The following is an 18,722-nucleotide window of genomic DNA, read 5'->3' on the forward strand; positions in this document are numbered from 1 at the left end:
ATAACGGACACCTGCAAAATATCTGCCACTTTGTCAGGCTGATGAACACGTTGATGTTGTCTGTTGTCTGCTACCGCGACGGCGCATTGCCTGTCTCTTTCTTGATCCGCTCTTTCCTGGTCTGCTCCGCGGCGTTTTTAGCCTCTTCGGCCAGGGCTTCAATTTCTTCTTCCGTCAGTCGGTCGGACGCTTTATGCACTTTCGCCAACCCTTCGCTGACGGTCACATCTTTTGGATTTGATTTAGTCATGCTGTCTTTAACTCCTGCTATATAAAAGGTGAAAGATATCAAAAAGTATAGTCGGTCATCCCGATACTCAACGGTATGCGCCAACAAGGCGCTGCGCTTGATTAACGATGCGGGTACGGTTAAGCGCTGCCGACGGCGCAAGAAATGAGCGAAGAGGCCATCACTTAACGCGGCGCCTATTCGGGAGGAGGGATAATATATTCTAAAAAAATTTATAAAATGATCGGTTTAATAACTTATAAAGCTATCAATAAAAATAGCCCAAATTTCATCAAGAAAAAATAAAAATACAATAAAAGGCAATTTTAGACAAAACCGAGCGGTAAATTTCCACCATTATCATTGATAGCGCCGACCGCCGGCGTAGAATTATTGACATTCACCCCCAATAAGAGGTGTGTTATAATTAAATAAAAATATACAATTAAATCAATATGATAACTTAATTCACTTCATAATAAATAGCTTTCTCCGGCTAAAAAAAGGTTTTCTCAGGCATAAATCAAACCAGATAAGCCAAAAACAAAAACCAATATATAACAAAAGGAACACAATAAATTAATGAATAATCAATATTTAAAACATGAATTTATTCAAATAAGAGCATGGCATTTAAAAAACTAATATTACAGTTAAAAAACTAAATAAAGCAGATAAAAATAATTATTGCGACTTACTTCTTTTATTTGAAGTAAAAAAAAGAAACATAAAAAATAATAGACTTAGATCAAGAAAAATAATAACAAATAATACCTATAGTACCCGCGACGAAGGTAAGACAACCTAATTAATTAACTCGTCACTTTTAGCAATGGGGTATCTATGGATTTTATCATTCAACTAGTCATTGTCCTGATCTGTCTTTTCTACGGTGCTAGAAAAGGCGGGATCGCGCTGGGGTTATTAGGCGGTATAGGACTCGTTATTCTGGTCTTTGTATTTAAACTTCAACCAGGTAGACCACCCGTTGACGTCATGTTGGTTATCATCGCCGTGGTAGCCGCATCGGCAACACTTCAGGCCTCGGGCGGCCTGGATGTCATGTTACAGATCGCAGAGCGTCTGCTGCGCCGTAATCCAAAATACGTCTCGATTATTGCGCCGTTCGTCACCTGTACTCTGACCATTCTGTGCGGAACCGGCCACGTGGTCTATACCATCCTGCCGATTATCTATGATGTCGCCATCAAAAATAATATCCGCCCGGAAAGACCTATGGCCGCCAGCTCCATCGGCGCGCAAATGGGTATCATCGCCAGCCCGGTATCGGTGGCCGTGGTCTCGCTGGTCGCCATGCTGGGTAACTTTACCTTCCAGGGCAAACATCTGGAGTTCCTCGACTTACTGGCGATTACCATTCCCTCTACTCTGCTGGGTATCCTGGCGATTGGTATTTTCAGTTGGTTCCGCGGTAAGGATTTGGATAAAGACCCGGATTTCCAGAAATTTATCTCCGTCCCTGAAAATAAACATTACGTTTATGGCGATACGGCGACACTGCTGGACAAAAAACTTCCGCGCAGCAACTGGGTTGCCATGTGGATCTTTTTGTCCGCCATCGCCGCGGTAGCGATTCTGGGCGCCGTATCGGAGCTGCGTCCGACATTTGATGGCAAGCCGTTGTCCATGGTGCTGGTTATTCAGATGTTTATGTTGTTCGCCGGCGCCATCATTATCATGGCGACCAAAACCAACCCGGCATCCATTTCCAAGAACGAAGTGTTCCGGTCAGGGATGATTGCCATCGTGGCGGTGTATGGGATTGCCTGGATGGCCGAAACCATGTTCGGCGCGCATCTGGAGCAGATTAAAGCCACGCTGGGTACGCTGGTAAAAGAGTATCCGTGGGCCTATGCGGTGATTCTGCTGCTGGTATCGAAATTTGTTAACTCACAGGCCGCGGCATTGGCGGCGATTGTGCCTGTTGCGTTGGCAATCGGCGTTAATCCGGCTTATATCGTTGCGTCCGCGCCGGCCTGCTACGGTTATTACATTCTGCCAACCTACCCAAGCGATCTGGCGGCGATTCAGTTTGACCGCTCAGGCACCACCAAGATTGGTCGTTTCGTTATCAACCACAGCTTTATCCTGCCTGGCTTGATCGGGGTAATCACATCCTGCATATTCGGCTGGGTATTTGCCGCCATGTATGGCTTCCTATAATAGCTAACGCCAGCCAAAGGCCGTTCGGTTTCCGAACGGCCTTTTACTTTGGTTAGCCCGCAGCAGAACGCCGCCATTCCCAGACGCAAGCCTGGGCCAGCGCTCGCGTCGGATCGATACTGACATCCAGCCAGCGCGAATTTACCGCCGTCAACGCCGGCGGCACCTCGGTACAGGCCAATACCAGCCACTCCGCGCCACGCTCAACCAGCCGCTGGGCCAGTTGGTCAAGCAACTCCCCGCCCTTTGATAACTCGCCGCGTTTGACCGCATAGCAGCCCGGTACAAACAGCGTCGCCATTTCCTGCTCATTCGGCGTCAGCGTAACCGCGCCCAAGGTGGCAAATCGCTGCTGATACCACCCGGCATCAAGCGTGCCCGTTGTCGCGATCAGCCCGATTTTACGCGGCGCCTGAACCTGACCTTGTACCAGACTGACCGCGGACGCCAGCGTTGCATCGGCGATATGAATCAAAGGAACGCGGCTCTCAGCCTGCAATGCGTCAAACCAGTGATGCGCCGTATTGCAGGGAATAACGATATGACTGAGCGGTAACTGATTAAGCTGGCGAATTGCCGCCAGCAGCACCGGCAACGGCGATACCCCGGTTCCCGCCAGCGCCTGCTGGCGATCCGGGATTTGAGGCACATTCCAGACCACTACCGGTACATGATCCTGATCGCGGCAGACGGGGGTTTCTGCGATAATTTTCTGCAACAGGTCAACGGTTGCCAGCGGCCCCATGCCGCCCAGCACGCCGATCAAGGTTTCATTACCTGGCTGAATATTCATCAGAAAGACGTTTGTTCAAAAAGCTGGCGATAGCCGAACAGTCCGGCTGCGCCGCCGGTATGAATAAAGACGATGTTCTGATCGCGGTCAAAATGCCCCTGGCGGATCAGATCGATCAGTCCCGCCATACCTTTCCCGGAATAGACCGGATCAAGCAGAATACCTTCCAACTGCGCCAGTAAAGTCAGGGCTTCCAGCGTGCCTTCGGTCGGAATACCATATCCTTTCCCCACGTAGTCGCTATTGACTTTCACCGCCTGACGGGGAATTTCACCGGCAATACCCAGCAGTCGCCAGGTTTGCTGGGCCAGCGCATACACATTTTCTTCCTGCTTCTCCCGCGGCGCTCTCACGCTGATGCCCAACAGGGGGATCTGGCTGTTGGTCGCGGTTAATCCGGTGACCAGGCCCGCCTGCGTACCGGTGCTACCGGTGGCGTGCACAATATGATCGATGCGCAAACGCTGCTGACTGGACTGAAACAGCAGTTCCTCCGCACAGGCCACATACCCCAGCGCCCCAACAGGACTCGATCCGCCGCCGGGGATCACATAGGGCTTACGTCCCTCTTTACGCAACGAATCCGCCAGCGTTTCCATCGCCTGCTGCATATCGGTGCCGGCCGGCAAATGGTCGACAATTTCGCCCCCCAGCAGGTTATCCAGCAAAATATTACCGGAGCGCTGATACTCCTCGCCATAATCGGTAACGCGCTTTTCCAGCAGGATTTTGGTTTTCAGCCCCAATTTTGCCGCAGCGGCAATCGTTTGCCGGACATGGTTGGACTGCGTGGCGCCCTGGGTGATAATCACGTCGGCCCCCTGTTGCCGAGCATCGGCCAACAGGAATTCCAGCTTGCGGGTTTTGTTGCCGCCGGTGGCCAATCCCGTGGCATCATCACGTTTGATGTAAATCGTCGGGCCGCCCAGATAGTCGGTCAGCGCAGGTAATGGCTCCAGCGGCGTGGGGAAATGCCCCAACGCCAGCCGGGGAAAACGGGCAAGGTGCATGATTTTCTCCTCAAAAAGTAACGTCAACTGCTTACAGATTAATATGACGCCGGGCTTCCTCACGGACACGATGCAACACGTGCCGTTTCAGCTCTGCGTACTCAGGATGCTGCGCCAGTGTTTCAATATTCCGCTCCCGTCCAAACGGCAGACGAATTTCTTCGGCGATACGCCCGGGGCGCGCCGACATCACCAGCACCCGATCGGCCAAAAACAACGCTTCCTCCACATCGTGCGTCACAAACAGCAGAGTGGTGCCGGTTTTCTGCCAGGCCGACAACAGTAGCTCCTGCATCATCAAACGGGTTTGCGCATCCAGCGCGCCAAACGGTTCATCCATCAGCAGCACTTCGGGTTGAGGCAACCACGCCCGCGCCAATGCCACCCGCTGCTTCATGCCGCCGGAAAGCTGCCACGGGTAATGTTGATGAAATCCTTCCAGCCCCACCAGCGCCAGATAGTCCGCCGCTTCGCGCTGAACCTGCTTTTTATCCGCCCCTTGCATCCGCGGGCCGAAAGTGACGTTGTCCAGCACCGTTAACCAGGGAAATAAATTAGCCTGCTGAAAAACCATGCCGCGCGACGGCCCCGGGCTGGAGACGGGTTGCCCTGCGCATAGCACCTGCCCCCGGCTGGGATTTTCGAAACCGGCAATCAAATTCAAAATGGTCGACTTACCGCACCCGGAAGGGCCAAGCAGTACGACAAACTCCCCACGATTCACCTGTAGCGATACGTCATCCAGTACAGTCAATCTTCCGCTCTGGGAGGGAAAAGTGAGGCTGACACGATCGACGGCGATATGCGCCTGATTTGCTTGCGTCATTATTCTTTTCCCGCCCACGGCACTAAAATGCGTTGCAACCCAACCAGCAATAGATCGAGTAAATAGCCGATACCGCCCAATAGCAGGATCCCCAACATGACAATATCCGTTCGCAGATAGGCGCTGGCGTTCATGACCATCCAGCCGATTCCCGAGGTCGCCGCCACCATTTCCGCCGCAATCAGCGATGTCCAGCCAATACCAATGGAGAGTCTGACGGTGGTAAAGAGTTCAGGCAGCGTATCGGGCAACACCACGCGAAAGAAAATCTGTCTGCGGCTGGCGCCCAGCGTTTGCGCCACCCGAATGCGGTTACGACCGATACGTTCCACGGCCGCATTGGCGCCGACCACCACGCTGAGAAAGGTGGCGATAAAAATCAGGAAGAATTTCGATGCCTCGCCAATTCCCAGCCACACCACCGCCAGCGGTATCAGCGCAATTTTCGGCAGCGGGCGTAAAAACTGCACAAAAGGATTAAAAATCGCGGCGATCGGGGCCGACAGCCCCATTATCAATCCCAAAGGGACGCCGATAAAAATCGCCACGCTGAAAGCGCTCATAGCCCGGGCAACGCTGACCATCACATGTTGCCACAGCGGCACCTGCCGGTAGCCCTCCTGCACCAGTTCCCGAGCGGTTAGCCCGATGTCCGACAACGGCGGCAACAGCAAGGGATCGATCCACTGTCTGATACCGGCTATCTGCCACAGGGCCAGCACAGACAGCACGGAGATGATACTTAATAACGCATAGGACAAATTTTTCACGACCCGTTAATTCCCTGCCGCCGCCTGCTTCAAATAGGTGGAATTAATCGAATCTGCAAAGGAGGAAGGGATGTCCCGCTGACGAACTTCACCGATGCTTTCCAAAAAATGCGCCGTTTTGGCGACGGCCTGTCCGATGCCGCTTTGATCCGTATCGCTGCCGTCCCCCAGCCACTGGGCCGTTGCCTGTTGTTCAAGCGTTGGATATTCCAGACCCGACAGCGTATTGGTCGCCGTAGTGACGGCCGCGCCGACTTCTTTTGCCACCGTTGCCGCCGCTTTTTCCGGGTCTTGCTGGAATTCTTTCACTTTTTGCTGATGCACCTTGAGGAAACGAGCCACGGTTTGCGGATACTGCTGGGCAAAAGCCTTTCTGACCACATAGTTGTTGTAAATCAGATAACCGTCTTTTTGCAGATCCTTAGTCGCGAATACGCCGTGCCCGCCGGAGGCTTCCAACTCCTGGGCAAACGGCGCCCAGACATAACCGGCGTCAATATCGCCGCGTTTCCACGCCGCCACCATTTCGGCCGGACGCAATGGTATCAGGGTGATTTTGCTGCGATCGAGCTGATGGACGGCTATCGCGGCTTCCAGCGCATACTGCGCGGTGGAGTTAGGCGGATAGGCGACCCGTTTGCCTTCTATATCCTTCAGTGAGGTAATACCCTGTTTGGCGATCAGCCGCTCATAGGTGGCAATCACACCTGAAACGCCGATAATCTCAATGGGCAATTTACGTACGATTCCGGCGGTCGCCGGACTGGATCCGAAATTGGCAATATCAATCGCATTACTGGCGAAATAATTAAGCGCATCCGCGCCGGAGGCGAATTGCACCCACTTAACCGGCGTTTCCAGCGCTTTTTCCAACGATCCATCCGCTTTTGATAACACCAATACCTGTGAACCGCCGCTGTAGGCAACCCGGACTTCATCCGGTTTATTTTCCGCCGCCCATGCCGATGTGGCGATCAATAACAGGCCGCTTATGCCCAAGACGCTGGCTATATTTTTTCTCACGTTTATTTTCCCTATTGGATTAAAATGTCATACCGAATTATGCAACCTGTTTATTTAAATCAGTAAGTTGCCGCCAGCTAGCGTCATCAACATAAATACCCTCTTTAATTCGCTGAAGATATTCTTGTTTTTCCACATCGCCCGGCAATAATAATTCCCCATCATCGCGCGACTGGCGAACCCAGGCTAATAAGGCCGGAATTTCCTGCTGATAAGAATCCGCGCCGCCTAAGCGATTCGGATCAATTAATATAGACAGCATACTGTTGATGATTTGTTTCTTTTCTCCTTTTACCGTGCGCTCGGTTTTCCCGCCGGTTAATGCGGCGCCCAGAAGCGAACAAATAAGTGATAATCCCGATCCTTTATGTTGCCCAAACGGCAGCAACGCCCCCAGCGGCTGTTCCATCAGCCAGCGCGGATCAACCGTCGGGTTCCCCTGATTATCAACAATGCAGCCGGGTGGCAGGCGTTTACCTTCGTTCCAGGCAATGCGCGCTTTATTACCGGCAATCACGCTGGTGGCGAAATCCAGAATCACCGGATCGCCTTCCGCTACCGGCACCCCGACACAGAAAGGATTAGTGCCGAAACGAGGCCGCTCTCCCTGCCACGGTAAAACCACCGTGGTATGAACATTGGCGAAATGCAGCGAAACCAGCCCGGCGTCCACGGCCTGTTCGGCCCAGGCGCCGATGCGCCCCAGATGATGGGCGTCCGCCAGACTGACCACCGCCACACCGTGCGTTTGCGCGCGGGCAATCCCTTCGGCCAGCGCCTGCTTCGCCACCACCTGACCAAATCCCTGTTGGCCGTTAAAGGAAATAAGCGGCCCGAAATCCAGGGTTTTCTCTGCATTGGCGTGCGGCGCCAGCCCACCTTCTTTGATAGCCGCGATATAACGGGGCAGCATACTGACGCCGTGCGAATCATGCCCCTTGAGGCTCGACTCCACCAAATTATCCGCCACGATCTGCGCCACACTGGCATCAACTTCGATATTCACTAATCGGTCACGCAAATAATCGCGTAAATAATGATGACTAAATATCGGCATAATCGCCTCTGAATACGAATTAAATTATATGGGCAACACTATAACGCCGGCACTTTTATACCTAACTGAGAAATAAAACTATCGATAGCAAATAATGTGCTAAAGCCATTACCTGTCGATATTTACTTGATATTTGGCAACAAGTTTAAAATTCATTCTAAGTTATTCCAAAACGGACTTTAGCAATAAATGCAGAAGAAAATAGGATGCGAAAATCCTGTCTATTTAAACCAGGTCTATCAGCTTTATATTTTATTTAGCTGTCATCAGGGTAATGCCAAAAGAGAGAAAAAAATGAGCCAACCACCCAAAAATAAAACCTTCCGTCATTTGACTCTGGCGGCAACGCTGGCATGCACGTTAGCCTCATTTGGCGCCGGTGCGGAAGGGAAGATCAGCATCGCCCAGCAGTTTGGCATTGGTTATCTCATCCTGGATGTGGTGCGCGATCAAAACTTGATCGAAAAACACGGTAAACAACAGGGGATTGATATCCAGGTGGACTGGCGTACGCTCTCCGGCGCAACCGCCATCAATGAAGCGCTGCTGTCCGGCGCGCTGGATGTCGCGTCGGCCGGCGTACCGCCGATGCTGACCGTGTGGGATCGCACTCACGGCCGCCAGAACGTCAAGGCCATCGCCTCGCTGGGATCGATGCCCAACTATCTGCTGAGCAATAATCCGGCGGTGAAAACCATTGGCGATTTAAGTGAAAAGGATCGCATCGCCGTTCCCGCCGCCGGCGTAGGGTTCCAGTCGCGCACCTTACAGATTGAAACCGCCAAGCAATACGGCGTCGATGACTTTAAGCGCTTTGACAAAATCAGCGTAAGCCTGCCCCACCCCGACGCCAGCGCGGCGCTGGTTGCCGGCGGCTCTGAAATCAGCGCTCACTTCTCCAGCCCGCCATTCCAGTACCAGGCGCTGGAGAACAAGAATGTGCATAAAATTCTCAGCTCTTACGACGTGTTAGGCGGGCCGGCGACGTTCAACGTGCTGTACACCACCCAGAAATTTCATGATGAAAACCCTAAAACCTACCGCGCGTTTTACCAGGCGCTGGAGGAAGCGGCTGAAATTATCAAAGCCGATAAAGCGGCGGCGGCTGAAACCTATATCCGGGTGGAGAAATCACGGCTCGACCCGGCGCTGATCAAGCGCATCGTTGAGGATCCTGAAATCGACTTCACCATCACCCCGCAACGTACCTATATCTATGCCGAAAAATTACATCAGCTTGGGGTACTGAAAAACAAGGCGGACAGTTGGAAAGATTACTTCTTCAGTGAAATCCATGACCAGCCGGGAAGCTAAGCGGCTGAGCGCTAACCCTCGGCTCATCACGCACAGGAGGATTTATGGACATCTCTAATCACGACGCGTCGGCACAGCCGCTGTTGCAGATAGACGGCGTCGGGCTGGAATACCGCACCCGGCGCAGCCAGGTACGGGCCACCCACGACGTGAGTTTCGACGTGTTTCCCGCCGACCGTTTCGTGCTGCTGGGGCCGTCGGGATGCGGCAAGTCCAGTCTGCTGAAGTCAATCGGCGGCTTCCTGCCGCCGGTGGACGGCGAGATCCGGCTGGATGGCGAGGCCATCACGCGGCCGGGGCCGGATCGGATCATGGTATTTCAGGAGTTTGATCAGCTACCGCCGTGGAAAACCGTGCTCGAAAATACGCTGTTTCCGCTGGTCGCCAGCCGCAAAGCCAATCGTGCCGAAGCAAGGGACAGGGCTATGTATTTTCTGGAGAAAGTCGGCTTGACGAAGTTTGCCGACGCCTATCCGCATACGCTGTCCGGCGGCATGAAGCAGCGGGTGGCGATTGCCAGAGCGCTGGCGATGCAGCCCAAAGTGTTGCTAATGGACGAGCCGTTCGCCGCGCTGGATGCGCTGACCCGCCGTAAAATGCAGGAAGAACTGCTGATCCTGTGGGAAGAGGTGCGGTTCACGCTGCTTTTCGTCACCCATTCCATTGAAGAAGCGCTGATCGTCGGCAGCCGGGTGCTGCTGCTCTCGCCGCATCCGGGACGCGTTCGCGCTGAAATCAACTGTCACCAGTTCGCCCTGGCCGATCAGGGCAGCGAGGCTTTCCAGGCGACGGCCCAGCGCATTCACCATCTTCTTTTCCCGGCAGAAGGCGCCGCACCAACGCCAGCCGCTACGCATCAGGGTAACTATTATGAGCATCCAGCCGCCCGTCCGACCCGAGTATCAGCGTGAACTGACGCCGCTGACCCATTTCACGCTGGCGCAGCCGCTGCCCCTGTTCACCCGGTTATGGAATCAGGAATGGTTGCGCAAGCTGGTGATTCTACTGGCGCTGCTGGCGCTATGGGAGTTGGTCGCCCGCTGGCAGAACAACGATCTGATGTTCCCCGGTTTTGTGCAAACCTTGCAGGCCTTCAAGGCCGATGTGGCCAGCGGCGAGCTGCCGGAAAAAGTGGTTGTTTCGCTTGGCACGCTGCTGAAAGGCTATGTCATCGGCAGCCTGCTGGCGCTGGGACTCAGCGCGCTGGCGGTGTCAACCCGTACCGGGCGCGATCTGCTGGCGACCTTGACCTCGATGTTCAACCCGTTGCCCGCCATTGCCCTGCTGCCGCTGGCGTTGCTGTGGTTTGGTCTGGGAGAAAACAGCCTGATCTTCGTGCTTGTCCACTCGGTGATGTGGCCGATGGCGCTTAATACTTACTCCGGTTTCCTCAGCGTGTCGGAAACGCTGCGGATGACGGGACGCAACTATGGTTTAACCGGCCGACGTTATGTGACCTATATTCTGATCCCGGCGGCGTTGCCCTCCATCTTGTCCGGTCTGAAAATCGGCTGGGCGTTCGCCTGGCGAACCCTGATCGCCGCCGAACTGGTCTTTGGGGCATCCAGCGGCGGCGGCGGTCTGGGCTGGTATATTTTCCAGAACCGTAATGAACTGTATACCGACCGCGTTTTCGCCGGTCTGGCGTCCGTCATCATAATTGGTTTACTGGTGGAAAGCCTGATTTTCGCCAGTATCGAAAAACTGACGGTAAAACGCTGGGGGATGCAACGTTAAGCAATAGTTGGACGATTCTGGTTATGCGAAATTTACCCATGCTTAGCCAGAATCATTCTTTTGCCGCATAGTGCATCGCTGCTACAACTACTTATCCCTTTTCCCAGATATGCGAGGCCTCGTAGATGATCGCAATACAAGCGCCGCAGACCTACCTGAATCGTGATGGCGTCATCACTACCGTCGGTGAGTTTGTCAAACCACTGGCCGACACCCTGCTGATTGTAACCAGCCCGCAGGCATGGCGCGCCACGGCGGAAAAAGTCGAGCGCAGTCTGAACCAGCACGGCCTGAAGTATCAGGTGGAATTTCTGCCGGGAGACTGCACCAAATCCGCCATCGAAGCCTTGACCATACAGGCCCGCAAGCTTGAGGCTGAACTGATTCTGGGGATTGGCGGGGGACGGGCGCTGGATGCGGCCAAAGCCGTCGGCGAAGTATTGGGGCAGATCCCGGTGATTACGGTTCCCACCATCGCCGCCACCTGCGCCGCCTGGTCGCCCATCAGCGTGATCTACAGCGATACGGGAGCGCATCAGGGCGCATTAGCGCTGAAGCGGCTGCCGGTATGGGTATTGGTGGACAGCGAAGCGATCGCCCAAAGTTCGCCGCGTTACCTTAAGGCCGGCATCGTTGACGCGCTGGCGAAATGGTATGAATTCCAGCCCTATCTGCGCAACGGCGATGACGGGCTGGCGCTGGCATTGAAAGCGCAGGCCGCCAAACTGGCGCTGGATACGTTTAATGCCTACGGCGAACAGGCCATCGCCGACAATCAGCAAAAGCAGGTTACCCCGGCATTACGCAAAGTGATTGACGCCGTTATCGCGCTGGCGGGCGTGGCGAACAGCATGAAAGACGACGTGCCGCGTATCGGCGTTGCTCACGCCATTCATAACAGCATGACGCGCCTGCCGGAACTACATCACTGGCTACACGGTGAAAAGGTGGGATTCGGTCTGGCGGCGCAAACGTTTCTGGAACATGACAACGCCCGTGACAGAGAAGAATTATTATCGCAGCTCCAGCGTTACGGCGGCCCGTTAACGCTGACGTCGCTCGGTCTTGACCAGCAGCCCCAGCGCATTGATGAAATTGCCGACAACGTGAAGATCACGCCCCCTATTGCCGCCTTACTGCCCTTCTCGGTCGAAGCGGCGCGCATTAAACAAGCGTTATGGAGCACCCAGCAACTGGCCGCGCTAACGGCCGATAACCAGGCCGCCTGATCCCGTTTCCCCGATCTTTTCGGGGAAGCCTTTGGTTTACGCGCTGAGCGCATTGATAAACGAGTGGGTGCGGCTATTGTCCGGCCGCCTGAATACCTGTTCAGGCGTGCCTTGTTCAACGATCCTGCCATGCTCGGTAAACACCACCTGATGGCTAACCTCCTGCGCAAAACGCATTTCATGGGTGACCAGAATACAGGTCATCCCGTCGTTTACCAGTTCGCGGATGACCGTCAACACCTCCCCGACGGTTTCCGGATCCAGCGCGGAAGTCACTTCGTCAAACAACACCAGTTCCGGCTCCATCGCCAGCGCGCGGGCGATCGCCACTCTTTGCTGTTGTCCGCCGGACAGTTCGCCGGGATAGCTATCGGCCTTATGCTCCAGCCGCACCCGCTTGAGTAACCGCCGGCCAAGCCGCTCCGCCCGGTCACGCGTCTGACCGAGGATCTTGACCGGCGCGACCATGATATTTTCCAGCACGCTGAGATGGGGAAAAAGATTGTACTGCTGAAACACAAACCCCACCCGTTTACGCAGCGCAATTTTATCGACTTCGCGCTTTAATTCATGCACGGCGGTATCACCGACATAGATATGCCCCTGATGAGGCGTCAGCAATCCATTGATGCAGCGCAGGATAGAAGACTTTCCTGAACCAGATGGGCCGATAATGGTGGTCACTTCCCCCTGATTAACCACCAGATCGATACCTTGCAGTATCGCATTGTTCCCCAATGTCAGATGCACATCCTCCAGCCGCACCAGGGTTCGGGCGGCGGAACGCGGCTTAAAGGGTAATGTCGTCATCAGTGGCTCCTCTGTCAAATAAGGGTGCGTTATTGCGTCTGACTAAAACCGAAACGACGTTCAAGACGCTGGGTAAAGCGCGCGATCGGGTAGCAATAAGCAAAAAACAACAGCAACACTGCCAGATAAACCAGCATGGTGAAGCTAATCTGATTGACCGTACTGGCGGCATTGCGGGCCGATTCCAGTACGTCGCCCACGCCCACCAGCGAGGCCATGGTGGTTCCCATTGCAATATGGGCGTACAGATTCATCCACGGAGGCAGCATACGTTTAAAACACTGCGGCAGGATCAGCCAGCGCAGCGCCTGAACCCGGCTGAACGCCAGCGAAAGCGCCGTTTCCCATTGCGCGGCGGGAATCGATCGGATCGCTCCGCGAAAGATCTCCGCCACATTGGCGCAGGCCGGCAACGCCAGCCCCAGCATCACTTTGATCCAGTCAGGAAAAGACACATAGACGTCGCCAATCTTTAACTCGAACGGGAACAGATAGGTGGTGAAAAATATCAACACCAGCAACGGCGCATTGCGGAAAATATGAATAAACAACCGGGCGGGGGCGTTCAGCCAACGCCAGTCCGAGTGAGCCATGGCCCCGACGATAAGCCCGGTCAGGGTGCCCAACGCGATGGCTAAAATACTGATCCAGATATTCAACGCAAAGCCTTTCAGCAGATACGGCATCCACTTAACCAGTTGCGCCAGGCCGCTATTCTCCGCCGGCCGCCATATCTGGCTGAGCAACAGCAAGGCGAATAGCGCCGCCGCCGTCACAATAACGCACTTCAACTTGCCCGTTGAGGTCCAGAACGCCACCGATGAATCAGGCATAACCCGGCATCCTCAGTTTCTCCTCAAGATAGCGTCCGGCCACCGCCACCAGCCAGGTCAGCAAGCTGTAGATAGCCAGCAACAGGATCATCAACTCCAGTACGTTGTCGCGCTGTGACCAAATCATCAGCGATGCGTAGGTCACTTCGCCCACCGCCACGGCCGCGCCCAGCGACGTGGACTTGACCAGATTAACCAAGTTATTGACCAGCGCAGGCAGGGCAAAACGCGTGGCAATCGGCAGATCAACCAGCGTCAGCAGTTGATAACGGTTAAACCCCATCGACCGGGCTGATTCGCGCATCACGTCAGGCACCGCGCCAATCCCGGCGCGAAGCGCCTCGGCGTGCAGCGCGCCATAGTGCATCGCCAGCACGATGATCACCCACACATACGCAGTGAGCGGATTGTTAGCCGCGCCATCCGTCACATGCAAATTAATCAGCATATTCAGTACCAGCACGGCAAAATAAATCTGCACCAGCGTCGGCGTATTACGGGTAAGCTCGACAAACCATCGCGTCGGCAGCGCCAGATAACGGCGTTCGGAGGTTAACATGGCGGAAAACAGCACGCCCAGAATCAGGCTCAGCACCAGCGTAACGGCCACCAGATTCAGCGTCGTCACGATGCCGTCGAGCCACGCCTGACGATCGTAAGGGCTGAGCAGAAAGGCATAGTCCAACCCGATACCGTCAAACCATTGCACCGCGGCGCTGATAACATTCATCATCATGCTATTCCTATGGCGTTGCGAGAACGATTAAGCCGCCGGCTGGTTCAGGATTTCCTGATGCAGCTTTTCCAGCTCGGGCGTCAGGTAAGGCCAGTTATTCTCTTTAGCCACGTTGACCAGCCACCCGGAGCGATGCCATTCGTTGACGATCTCGTCCAACGCGGTTGCCGTATCCTGCTGACCTTTCTTCACCCAAATGACGCCGGGCGACAGCTCCAGCGGCTGCTGAATCGGCACTTCATAATCAGCCCAATCCGGATTAGTCGATAACAGATAACGCAGCGAGGCGCCGTCATGCACCGAAGCCGAGCAATTGCCGCCCTTTAATGCCAGCAGCGATTCGGCCGAACCGGCCAGCCCTTTGGTCTTGATGCCATACCCCTCCACCAGCGGTTTGGCATAGTTGCTGCCCTGCGACAGGCACACCTCTTTACCCCGCAAATCTTCCCAGCGCGTCACGCCGCTGCCCTTCTTGATCATTGCCGAGCCGTAAGCGTATTTATACGGCGTTTTGGCGTGATCCAGCGCTTTTTCACGCTCTGGCGTCACCTGCATGTTGGCCAGCAAGGCATCCACCTTTCCCTGCTGCAAAAACTGTACGCGATTGGCTGGGTTAACCTGAACAATCTCGGCTTCGGCACCCAGACGCTTGGCAATATCATTAGCCAGTACGATTTCAAATCCGGCCGGCTTGTGGGTATTCACATCGGTATAGCCAAGCGGCGGGCTATTGAGAATGACGCCGATACGCACTTTTTTGGTTGCCTGGATACGATCCAATGTCGCATCCGCGTTCGCCTGTGACATAAGCGCCATGCCGAATACGATCAACGCTGTTTTTAGTTTGGTTTTTTTCATCTTGTTGCGACCCTTTGATCTACACATCCCCCGGTTCCGGCTAAACGACAATCCAGACCATTAAAAAATCACCTTAATGGCTCTTCAGCCACCGCGACAAATGACTTATTTGGCTTTAGATTGATGGAATACGCATTTCCGGGCCGTATGCCGGCTTTTATTCGGTACGAGTGCGTGGAAGATAACAGGACACGGGGTTCAGACCCTGCCCGCCGGAGCGGCCAGGGTGAGTAAGGATACAAGAGAGGAAAGAGTGAAAATGCTATCCCTGCCGGGCAGGTTCAGTGCGGATACCGTTCAGTTCGCGTTCATAGGCGCGCGCTTTTTCCTCGTCAAACTGGTGTTCCCACTTGGCAATCACCAGCACCGCCAGCGCATTGCCCACCACATTGAGCGCGGTACGCGCCATATCCAGAATGCGATCCACCCCGGCAATAAACGCCAGCCCTTCCAGCGGGATACCCACGCTGCCGAGCGTCGCCAGCAGCACGACAAAAGAGACGCCCGGCACGCCGGCGATCCCCTTTGAGGTCAGCATCAGCGTTACCACCAGCACGACTTCCTGTCCGATAGACAGCTCAATGCCATACAGCTGCGCAATAAAGATCGCCGCGATGCTCTGATACAGCGTCGAACCATCCAGGTTAAACGAATAGCCGGTCGGCACGACAAAGCTGGTGATCGATTTCGGCGCGCCGTACGCCTCCATCTTCTCAATGATGCGCGGCAATACGGTTTCCGAACTGGCGGTGGAATAAGACAGAATCAGTTCATCTTTCAGAATGCGGATCAGCGTAGTGATGCGCAGTTTACACAGCCGGGCAATCCCTCCCAGCACGATCAGAGCAAAGAACAGGATCGCGCCGTAAACCAGCACCACCAGCTTCGCCAGCGGCCACAGCGAGGAAAAACCGAAATTAGCCACGGTGACGGAAATCAGGGCAAACACCCCGACAGGCGCATAGCGCATGATCATGTGCGTCACTTTAAACATGCTTTCCGACACGCCGCGAAACACATTCAACAGCGGTTCCCGATTCGCTTTTGGCAAAGAAGACAGCCCCAGGCCAAACAGCACCGAGAAGAAAATGATCGGCAGCATGTCTCCGTCGGCCATGGCGGCAAAAATATTCGGGGGGATTAAAGACAGCACGGTCGCCACCAGACTATGGGAGCCGCTCTGCACCTGTTCCGTGGTTTTCTCATATTGAGAAATATCAACCGAGGTCAGCATCGACATATCAATGCCGACACCCGGTTGAAAGACGTTTGCCAGCGTAATCCCCAATATAATGGCCAGGGTGGTGACGATTTCAAAATAGACGATGGTTTTAACGCCAATCCGCCCAAGCTTTTTTGCATCGCCGACGCCGGCAATCCCCACAATCAAGGTGGCGATAACAATCGGCACGACGATCATCTTGATCAGGCGAATAAAGATATCGCCGGCAGGGCTGAGAATATTACTGATAAGCCATTGGCGACTGTCCGGCTGTTCATGCAATACCGCACCGAGGGCGATACCGAGGACCAACGCAATAAGGATTTGCCAGGCCAGGCTGATTTTCTGTGTTTTCATAGCGATCTTCCGTTTCAAAACTCCCCGCCACGAACGAATGGCGATAACGCGAATTGCAGCTCAATGCGAGCCGAAAAATAAGCGTGGAGATAGCGAGTATCAGGCATGTTTGATGGGGCAGTTACCGATATTTTTTCGGGTATCGGTACGCAGAATGAATTACATAATTATGCAATAAAAACCCACAAGTCTTTGTATCTAAAAACAAAACATCAAACATAACTTATTGTTATGCGGGAGGATGCTACTATCCCGGTACGGTGAGATCAAGCGGATTGTTGATGGGTAAAACCATAAACATGCTAATGGCCTGCATGAATACTGCGGCCTGGACGATAGGGTAAACAGGCAAAACAGCGGTGGTAAAACGCGGGCGCAGCCAGATATTTTCTGGCTGGCTAACCAATTAGCCTCCGGCGGATTTCGAGGCGCAGCCAGACGACAATCTGAGAACGGATCGGCGGTCGCTACGGCAATAAATCAGATTTGGTAATCAATCACGTTCTCGTCATTCTCGGCGAACACTTTGTCTTTAATCTCATCCAGGGACAACTCCGTGTTGCATAGCTGGATAAACTTCCAGGCATAGTTACGTTGTAACTGATTCTTTTTTAACCCCAGCCAAACAGTGTTGGCTTCAAACAGATGCTCGGCATTCAGCCGCACCAGTCCTTTGTCGCGCTGCGGATCGTAAGCCTTATCCGCCAGAATGCCTACCCCCAACCCCAACTCCACATAGGTTTTGATGACATCGGAATCCTGCGCGCTCAGCGTAATATCCGGCGACATGCCCGCCGCCTGGAAGGCGCGATCCACGCGAGAACGCCCGGTGATCCCCTGACGATAGGTAATCAACGGCGCCGCGTTGAGCATATCCAGCGTGACCACCGGCTCGTGCGCCAGTGGGTGCGCTTCCGGCACCACAATCGAATGGTGCCAGCGATAATAAGGAAACGCCGCCAGCGAAGGATCGTTAATCAGCCGTTCGCTGGCGATCCCGATATCGGCTTCCCCTGAATGCAGCATCGTCGCGATCTCGTCGGGCGTGCCCTGATTGAGCACCAGCCGTACCTGCGGATAAAGCGCCCGGAATGCCTTGATCACTTGAGGTAAGCTGTAACGCGCCTGGGTATGCGTGGTGGCGATCACCAGTTGCCCGGTATCATTATTGGTAAAGACATTGGCTAAACGTCGGATATTGCTGGCGTCATTCAGGATCCGCTCCGCCACGATCAGCAGCTCTTTACCCGGCTCGGTCATTCCCAGCAGACGTTTACCGCGACGGATGAATATTTCAATCCCCAGTTCCTCTTCCAACTCGCGAATATGGCGGCTCACACCGGATTGAGAGGTAAACAGCGCATTCGCCACTTCGGTCAGATTGTAATTACACCGTGCTGATTCACGAATAATCTTCAATTGCTGAAAATTCACCCTGTACTCCATCACTGTTGCAACATATAGGTGTATTGATACGGAGGAATAATGGCGGGGACAAATAAGGAAATGGTTTTGTTTATATTTTTTTATACTAACGCCGATCGCACAATCAACGTTGAGCGACAAATGACGCGGACAAGAATAAAAATAGTTTGTATTCAATGTATTGGAAAAGACATAAAATCATGACGGGTATTTCCCCGGCGAATATTTAGATCTTTACGCTATGAATTATTGGTTTTAAATCTAACCAATCCCGCTGCGTGGGAAGGCGTGGACGGGAATATGCGAGGC

18 protein-coding genes are annotated in these 18,722 nt (G+C 54.0%); 5 read left to right on the top strand and 13 right to left on the bottom strand.

Annotation, left to right across the window (positions count from 1 at the left end):
• Positions 1 to 70: 70 nt before the first annotated feature.
• The gene (locus HOY33_RS03300) at positions 71 to 250 is read right to left on the bottom strand and encodes a hypothetical protein (protein ID WP_172288499.1); all 180 of its coding nucleotides are present in this window, start codon (positions 248 to 250) and stop codon (positions 71 to 73) included.
• Between the two features lie 822 nt (positions 251 to 1,072).
• Between HOY33_RS03300 and HOY33_RS03305 the strand changes: the two genes are divergently transcribed.
• Positions 1,073 to 2,413 (top strand): anaerobic C4-dicarboxylate transporter, encoded by a 1,341-nt coding sequence (locus HOY33_RS03305; RefSeq protein ID WP_172288501.1) that lies wholly within the window; start codon positions 1,073 to 1,075, stop codon positions 2,411 to 2,413.
• Between the two features lie 52 nt (positions 2,414 to 2,465).
• Here the strand turns inward: HOY33_RS03305 and HOY33_RS03310 are convergent, their stop codons facing one another.
• Genes HOY33_RS03310 through HOY33_RS03335 form a run of 6 tightly spaced genes read right to left on the bottom strand, consistent with a single transcriptional unit; the run spans position 2,466 to position 7,892 of the window.
• Positions 2,466 to 3,206, bottom strand: a complete 741-nt coding sequence (locus HOY33_RS03310; protein WP_172288503.1) for an aspartate/glutamate racemase family protein — start codon at positions 3,204 to 3,206, stop codon at positions 2,466 to 2,468.
• Positions 3,206 to 4,216: a D-cysteine desulfhydrase gene (locus HOY33_RS03315; RefSeq protein ID WP_172288505.1), complete on the bottom strand. Its 1,011-nt coding sequence runs from the start codon at positions 4,214 to 4,216 to the stop codon at positions 3,206 to 3,208. Before HOY33_RS03315 ends, HOY33_RS03310 begins: the two co-directional genes overlap by 1 nt.
• A 31-nt stretch (positions 4,217 to 4,247) precedes the next feature.
• On the bottom strand, positions 4,248 to 5,042 hold the full coding sequence (locus tag HOY33_RS03320) for an ABC transporter ATP-binding protein (RefSeq protein WP_172288507.1): 795 nt from the start codon (positions 5,040 to 5,042) through the stop codon (positions 4,248 to 4,250).
• Complete coding sequence (locus tag HOY33_RS03325) at positions 5,042 to 5,812, bottom strand: ABC transporter permease (RefSeq protein WP_172288509.1); 771 nt, start codon at positions 5,810 to 5,812, stop codon at positions 5,042 to 5,044. Before HOY33_RS03325 ends, HOY33_RS03320 begins: the two co-directional genes overlap by 1 nt.
• 6 nt (positions 5,813 to 5,818) lie before the next feature.
• Positions 5,819 to 6,835: a glycine betaine ABC transporter substrate-binding protein gene (locus HOY33_RS03330; protein ID WP_172288511.1), complete on the bottom strand. Its 1,017-nt coding sequence runs from the start codon at positions 6,833 to 6,835 to the stop codon at positions 5,819 to 5,821.
• A 37-nt stretch (positions 6,836 to 6,872) separates the two neighbouring features.
• The gene (locus HOY33_RS03335) at positions 6,873 to 7,892 is read right to left on the bottom strand and encodes a malate/lactate/ureidoglycolate dehydrogenase (protein ID WP_172288513.1); all 1,020 of its coding nucleotides are present in this window, start codon (positions 7,890 to 7,892) and stop codon (positions 6,873 to 6,875) included.
• Between the two features lie 294 nt (positions 7,893 to 8,186).
• On the opposite strand from HOY33_RS03335, the gene HOY33_RS03340 reads away from it, so the two are divergent.
• The 4 genes from HOY33_RS03340 to HOY33_RS03355 all read left to right on the top strand — a co-directional run bounded on the left by HOY33_RS03340 (position 8,187) and on the right by HOY33_RS03355 (position 12,172).
• Positions 8,187 to 9,206: an ABC transporter substrate-binding protein gene (locus tag HOY33_RS03340; protein ID WP_172288515.1), complete on the top strand. Its 1,020-nt coding sequence runs from the start codon at positions 8,187 to 8,189 to the stop codon at positions 9,204 to 9,206.
• Positions 9,207 to 9,250: 44 nt separating this feature from the next.
• A complete protein-coding gene (locus HOY33_RS03345) occupies positions 9,251 to 10,117 on the top strand; it encodes an ABC transporter ATP-binding protein (RefSeq protein WP_172288517.1) in 867 nt (288 codons plus the stop codon).
• On the top strand, positions 10,077 to 10,943 hold the full coding sequence (locus tag HOY33_RS03350) for an ABC transporter permease (protein ID WP_172288519.1): 867 nt from the start codon (positions 10,077 to 10,079) through the stop codon (positions 10,941 to 10,943). Before HOY33_RS03345 ends, HOY33_RS03350 begins: the two co-directional genes overlap by 41 nt.
• A 125-nt stretch (positions 10,944 to 11,068) precedes the next feature.
• Entirely contained in the window at positions 11,069 to 12,172 is a 1,104-nt protein-coding gene (locus tag HOY33_RS03355; protein ID WP_172288521.1) for an iron-containing alcohol dehydrogenase family protein, read from the top strand.
• 36 nt (positions 12,173 to 12,208) lie between these two features.
• On the opposite strand, the gene HOY33_RS03360 is transcribed toward HOY33_RS03355, so the two are convergent.
• From HOY33_RS03360 to cbl, 6 genes are all read right to left on the bottom strand, one after another.
• A complete protein-coding gene (locus tag HOY33_RS03360) occupies positions 12,209 to 12,982 on the bottom strand; it encodes an amino acid ABC transporter ATP-binding protein (protein WP_172288523.1) in 774 nt (257 codons plus the stop codon).
• A gap of 29 nt (positions 12,983 to 13,011) precedes the next feature.
• On the bottom strand, positions 13,012 to 13,815 hold the full coding sequence (locus tag HOY33_RS03365) for an amino acid ABC transporter permease (protein ID WP_172288525.1): 804 nt from the start codon (positions 13,813 to 13,815) through the stop codon (positions 13,012 to 13,014).
• The gene (locus HOY33_RS03370; RefSeq protein WP_172288527.1) at positions 13,808 to 14,551 is read right to left on the bottom strand and encodes an amino acid ABC transporter permease; all 744 of its coding nucleotides are present in this window, start codon (positions 14,549 to 14,551) and stop codon (positions 13,808 to 13,810) included. Before HOY33_RS03370 ends, HOY33_RS03365 begins: the two co-directional genes overlap by 8 nt.
• A 27-nt stretch (positions 14,552 to 14,578) precedes the next feature.
• Positions 14,579 to 15,409 carry a transporter substrate-binding domain-containing protein gene (locus HOY33_RS03375; protein ID WP_172288529.1) on the bottom strand — a complete coding sequence of 277 codons (831 nt, stop codon included), beginning with the start codon at positions 15,407 to 15,409 and terminating at the stop codon, positions 14,579 to 14,581.
• A gap of 262 nt (positions 15,410 to 15,671) precedes the next feature.
• Positions 15,672 to 16,988 (bottom strand): glutamate/aspartate:proton symporter GltP, encoded by a 1,317-nt coding sequence (gene gltP, locus HOY33_RS03380; RefSeq protein ID WP_172288531.1) that lies wholly within the window; start codon positions 16,986 to 16,988, stop codon positions 15,672 to 15,674.
• 480 nt (positions 16,989 to 17,468) lie between these two features.
• Complete coding sequence (gene cbl / locus HOY33_RS03385; protein WP_172288533.1) at positions 17,469 to 18,422, bottom strand: HTH-type transcriptional regulator Cbl; 954 nt, start codon at positions 18,420 to 18,422, stop codon at positions 17,469 to 17,471.
• Between the last annotated feature and the right edge of the window lie 300 nt (positions 18,423 to 18,722).

The organism is Brenneria sp. hezel4-2-4 (genome assembly GCF_013155275.1).
Taxonomy (GTDB): domain Bacteria; phylum Pseudomonadota; class Gammaproteobacteria; order Enterobacterales; family Enterobacteriaceae; genus Brenneria.